Origin of the sequence: uncultured Sphingomonas sp. (assembly GCF_964237155.1) — a bacterium.
GTDB lineage: Bacteria > Pseudomonadota > Alphaproteobacteria > Sphingomonadales > Sphingomonadaceae > Sphingomonas.
In genome coordinates this window covers 1-5,033 of record NZ_CAXSHH010000119.1, presented here as the reverse complement: position 1 = coordinate 5,033, position 5,033 = coordinate 1, and the positions used below count along the sequence as shown (strand labels likewise).

Genomic DNA, 5,033 nt, shown 5'->3' with positions numbered 1-5,033 from the left:
CCTCGTGGAAATGCTGTTCCACGAGATCCATCGCGTAGCGAACCCCCTCGTCGTACGTCTTCGCGGTATTGCGACGATCCAGGATGTCAACGTCCGGTGCGACTAGTGCAGTTGCCATTTCGCTCTCCTCTGCCCATCTGAGTAGGGTTACATAGTGTCTACTATGACTCGGTTTCCAGTGCAAGGCTCGTTATCAAAGCTGTCGCGTGCGATCGCGGCCAGTCTAGTCGAAGCTGGCCTGGGGCGCTCGAGGACCCGCGGCCGGCCACCACGCATACAGGGACGGCGCGCGCGCTCGGAGGATGTGGGCACCTTCCTGGACCGCCGTCGACGCGACGACGCGGTCCACGCCGAAACCGAGAAGGATCATCGACGCCAACGCCTCGATGAACGAGACCGGCTCGCCAAGGCCGCGACTCAGCGCCGCGATCCCTTCCTTGAGCGAGCCGTTGTTCAGCGTCAGCGCCGCATCGGCGCGCGTGAACGCGAATGCTCCACCCTCCAGGCCGTTGCGCAGGTCCTCGCCGACATGCGTTATGAACTTCGACCTCTCGACCACCACATGGTGGCTTCGAGATACGAATCGTCCCCAGGTCCGGTCGTAGAACCCGCGCCATAGGAAGAACTGGATGCCGACACTCGCGCGCATCAACGGATCGACGACCTCGCGCTGGATCGGGTCCAGCTCCTCCACCATCCTGTCTGAAAGGCTGCTGCCCAAGGCGGCGGCAGCTTCGTCGAGAGACGAGAAATGTTTGTAGAAGGTGGCTCGGGACACGCCCGCAGCATCCACGACGTGCCTGATTACGGTCGCTTCGTTGACGCCGTCCTCCGCGGCCCAGACACTAAGGGTCGCTTCCAGAAGCCGCGCTCGCATCCGCTCGCGACGCTGGCGCGCAACCGCGACGCGGTGGTCTGCGCCGCGTGGATCGGGCGTGATGCCAGCAGACCGATCTTGTGGTTGTGGCTCGTTCTGCGAGTCGTTCACGAACTGCTCGGGACCTCCCCGTACGGTCACGGCGGCCGCGGCTAACTTGCTGTCCAACACTTTGGCAATCACCATCCCGGCTTGAGGCGTTTGGGCAGCCGGTGAGTGTAATCGGCAAATGCGTCAAGCCGCGCTTCTGGCTGCCTTCCTCGCTGTCCATACCTGAATAAGGTCCGGACCGAGTTGACGAATTGCGAATGTCGGGGTTGGAACGCCGCGGGTGAAGGTCTGTCAGTTCAAACCAACGTTCGCTTTCGTGAGCGGACGGACGTGGAAAAGGCGAGTTCAGCTAGAAGCGGATCACCTTTGGTGTTGCGCGAACAGGAAGGCGGAGCCGAGCGTCGGGTGCGGCGCTGTGGGTCACGCCAGGGGACGCGGCGCTTGGCTTAGCCGACCAGCAAGGCTGGTTCGGCCGCACCGTGTAGGCTGCGCCGAGGCGGCGCGCCGAACTGCCGGGCGTGGTCGCGCGTGAACTGCTGGGCACTGGCATAGCCGACCGTGAACGCGGCGCGGCGGGCGCTGGCACCTTCCATCTGGATCAGCCGCCTGGCCTCGAGCAGGCGCAGCTGCTTTTGAAACTGCCGAGGCGAGCAGCCGGTTACCGCCTTGAAGTGGTGGTGAAAGGCGGAAACGCTCATCCCGGCGGCGGCGGCGAGCGTCGCGATCGGCAGGGCGTCGTGGAACGTATTCGTGAGTAGCGCGATCGCCCTGCCGATGCGCCGGTGATGGCCGTCCGGTCGCGCCATGCGCCGCAGCGTCCCCCCGAGCGGACCCCGGAGAAGCAGATAGTGCAACTCGCGCAGCAGGCCGGGCATCAGGATCGCCGCCTCATGCGCCCGCCGTGTCAGCTCGACGATACGAGCGAGACAGTCGAGCAATCTTTCGTCAGGCCGAGGCAGAACGGCAAGGGAACTTTTTGACCCATCCACGACCTCATGCACGCCGGCCTGCAGGGCGATATCGTCGAGCAGCGCGAGATCGAGATCGACGGCGACGGCCAGATAGGGCTGGGCGGGGCTGGCCTCGACGCGGGCAATGACCGGCACCTCGGCGCTGACCAGCAATCCCTGCCCAGCGCCGACCACGTGAACCTGATCACCGAGCGCAATCTGCTTGGCCCCTCGCAGCACCATGCATAGGACGGGCGTATAGAGTTCATGCCGTACGCGACCGGGCTCGTCGTAGTGGATGATGGACAGGCCCGGCAGCGGCACCGTCAATGCGCTGTCGCCGATCGTGAGCCGGTTCAGCATTCGAATCATGGCTGCCTTGGATTCAATCATGGACCAGGCACTTAACCCGGATCAGCCACTGGAGAAACAGGCAACTTGTTCGGAGTCGCTGGCAATCGGGTGACGCCACTCAAGCGTATATGGGAGGTCAGGCAACGAGAGGATCACCATGCCCGAAAGTTCACGTATCGCGATCGTCACCGGGGGTAGCCGCGGCCTCGGACGCAACACCGTCATCGCTCTGGCGCGAACCGGTGTCGACTCGATCGTCACCTATCACTCGAATAAGGACGAAGCCGATGCGACCGTGCGCGAAGTCGAAGCAGCCGGTGCGAACGGCATCGCATTGCAACTGGACGTGGGCCAGACGGGGCGAGTCGGTGACTTCGCCGACGAGGTAAAGCGCGCTCTGGCCGATCGGTGGAATCGAGACCGCTTCGACTTCCTCGTCAACAATGCCGGCACCAGCCATTTCGGCAAGATCGGCGACGTGACGGAGGCCGATTTCGACGACATCGTCGCCGTGCAGCTCAAGGGCGCGTTCTTCTTGACCCAGGCGCTGCTGCCGCTGATCGCCGACGGGGGCCGCATCGTCAACGTGTCGAGCGGCCTTACGCGCTTCTCGACCCCGGGCTTTGCGGCTTACGCGATGATGAAGGGCGGCATCGAGGTATTCACCCGCTATCTCGCCAAGGAGCTGGGCTCGCGCGGGATCAGCGCCAACACGGTCGCGCCCGGCGCGATCGCGACCGACTTCGCCGGCGGCATGGTGCGCGACAACCCGCAGATGAACAAGATGATCGCCGACACGACCGCGCTCGGCCGCGTCGGCGTGGCCGACGATGTCGGCCCGATGATCGCGGCGCTGCTCGGCGACGCGAACCGCTGGGTCAACGCCCAGCGTATAGAGGTGTCGGGCGGTGCGTCCCTGTAAGCTCGAAAGGATCAGACCGTGACCCAACCACCTCTCGCCGTCGTCACTGGTTCCTCGTCCGGGATCGGGCTGGAACTGGCGAAACTCGCCGCCGCGGACGGCTATACCCTGCTGCTCGCCGCGGACCGGCCCTTTGCCGATGCTCTGAACGAGCTCGCCGGCGCCTCGGTCGAGACGGTCATCGCCGATCTGTCCACGGCCGAGGGCGTCGCTGCGCTGGACGAGCGGATCGGCCGGCGCCGCATGGACGTTCTCTGCGCCAACGCGGGCCACGGGCTTGGTCAGGGCTTTCTCGATCAGGATTTCGCGGCGGTGCGAACCCTGATCGAGACCAATTGCGTCGGCACGCTCGACCTGCTTCAGCGCGTCGGCCGCCGGATGCGCGACCAGGGCGGCGGGCGCATCCTCGTCACGGGCTCGATCGCCGGGCTGATCCCGGGCGCGTATCAGGCGGCGTACAACGCCTCCAAAGCCTTCCTGGACAATTTCAGCTACGCCCTGCGCAACGAGCTCCACGAGACGGGCGTGACTGTCACCTGCCTGATGCCGGGCGTGACCGAGTCCGATTTCTGGGAACGGGCGGGGACGACGGACACACCGACGGGCGCCGCCGCCAAGGACCCGGCCGCCGCTCCCGCCCGCGCGGGCTGGGAAGCGATGAAGGTCGGCTCGGCCCAGGTCTCGCCGGGGTGGATCAACACGCTCGAGCGCGCGATCCTGCACATCGTCCCCGATCGCGCCAAGGCGGAGCTGAATGCCCGCATGATGCGGCCCAACGACAGCCGGGAGACCGCGCGTGGGTAGCTCCGTCCTGATCACCGGCACCTCCAGCGGCTTCGGTCGCATGGCGGCGCTGGAGCTGGCGCGCGCCGGGCACCGGGTTCATGCGACCATGCGGGAGAGCGAAGCGCGGAACCGGCCCCAAGCCGACGAGTATCGCCGCGTGGCCGCGGGCGAGAAGCTTTCGCTCCGACCGCTCGAGATGGACATCGGCGACCAGGCGTCGGTGGATGCGGCGGTCGGGCTCGTCCTGTCCGATGGTCCCCTCGACGTCGTCGTCCACAATGCCGGCCACATGAATCTTGGGCCGACGGAGGCCTTCAGCGTCGAACAGCTCGCGAGCCTCTACGACAGCAACGTCCTTGGAACGCAACGCGTGAACCGGGCGGTGCTGCCGCACATGCGCGAACGCGGGGACGGCCTGCTGCTCTGGGTGTCGAGCACCACGGTCCGAGCAAACTGGCCGCCGCTGCTGGGGCCGTACTTCGCGGTGAAGGCGGCGATGGAGCAGCTGGCGATCAGCTACGCGCTCGAGCTCGCCAGGTTCGGGATCGAAACCTCGATCGTGGTGCCCGGAGCTTTCACGAGCGGCACCAACCACTTCCAGCATGCGATGCAGCCCTCCGACGCGGCCGTCGCGAGCGTCTATCGCGACGGTCCCACGGGGGATCTGGAGGCGAAGGTGATGGCCGCCGTCGAAGCATTCGAACCGGACGACGCCGATCCGACCGAGGTCGGCCGCGCGATCAGGCGCGTCGTCGACGCCCCTCGCGGCAGGCGACCGTTCCGCGTCACCGTCGATCCATCCGAGGACGGCTCGGAGGCCATCGCCGCCGTGCAAGACCGGCTCCGCCGAGACACGCTGAAGCTGGCGGGTCTTGGCGACATCGCACGATAACGGACCATCGCATGGATGGGTCGCCCGCGTCGTCGAGGCGCACGGCGGCGGCTTTGCGTCCGGCTTCGGCCGCCGCTTGCCCGGGCTACGGCCCGAACTCAGTCACCTGAACAGGTACCGTAAACTCGCGGGAGAGATCGTCTGACTCAAGGGTTCGACCCATCCGAATATTTCGCCTTTTTCGGACCGTGTTGTACGGTT

Annotated in this window: 5 protein-coding genes; 3 read left to right on the top strand and 2 right to left on the bottom strand. The window is 66.0% G+C overall.

Features of this window, described 5'->3' with window-relative positions:
• Positions 1 to 223: 223 nt before the first annotated feature.
• Both ACFE71_RS14805 and ACFE71_RS14800 read right to left on the bottom strand, forming a co-directional pair.
• Positions 224 to 877: a TetR/AcrR family transcriptional regulator gene (locus tag ACFE71_RS14805; protein ID WP_375429530.1), complete on the bottom strand. Its 654-nt coding sequence runs from the start codon at positions 875 to 877 to the stop codon at positions 224 to 226.
• 497 nt (positions 878 to 1,374) lie between these two features.
• Positions 1,375 to 2,271, bottom strand: coding sequence for an AraC family transcriptional regulator N-terminal domain-containing protein (locus ACFE71_RS14800; protein ID WP_375429529.1), 897 nt, complete (start codon positions 2,269 to 2,271; stop codon positions 1,375 to 1,377).
• 118 nt (positions 2,272 to 2,389) lie between these two features.
• Here ACFE71_RS14800 and ACFE71_RS14795 point away from each other — a divergent pair, with 118 nt between their 5' ends.
• The 3 genes from ACFE71_RS14795 to ACFE71_RS14785 are packed head-to-tail and all read left to right on the top strand — an operon-like array spanning position 2,390 to position 4,832.
• Positions 2,390 to 3,154 (top strand): SDR family oxidoreductase, encoded by a 765-nt coding sequence (locus ACFE71_RS14795; RefSeq protein ID WP_375404535.1) that lies wholly within the window; start codon positions 2,390 to 2,392, stop codon positions 3,152 to 3,154.
• 18 nt (positions 3,155 to 3,172) lie between these two features.
• A complete protein-coding gene (locus ACFE71_RS14790) occupies positions 3,173 to 3,958 on the top strand; it encodes an SDR family NAD(P)-dependent oxidoreductase (RefSeq protein ID WP_375429528.1) in 786 nt (261 codons plus the stop codon).
• Positions 3,951 to 4,832, top strand: a complete 882-nt coding sequence (locus ACFE71_RS14785; RefSeq protein ID WP_375429527.1) for an SDR family oxidoreductase — start codon at positions 3,951 to 3,953, stop codon at positions 4,830 to 4,832. The genes ACFE71_RS14790 and ACFE71_RS14785 overlap by 8 nt, the downstream gene beginning before the upstream one ends.
• Positions 4,833 to 5,033: the final 201 nt, after the last annotated feature.

Bases quoted from the DNA above. Each gene is read 5' to 3' on its own strand.
- ACFE71_RS14805 (WP_375429530.1), bottom strand. From the start codon at position 877: ATGCGAGCGCGGCTTCTGGAAGCGACCCTTAGTGTCTGGGCCGCGGAG.
- ACFE71_RS14800 (WP_375429529.1), bottom strand. From the start codon at position 2,271: ATGATTGAATCCAAGGCAGCCATGATTCGAATGCTGAACCGGCTCACG.
- ACFE71_RS14795 (WP_375404535.1), top strand. From the start codon at position 2,390: ATGCCCGAAAGTTCACGTATCGCGATCGTCACCGGGGGTAGCCGCGGC.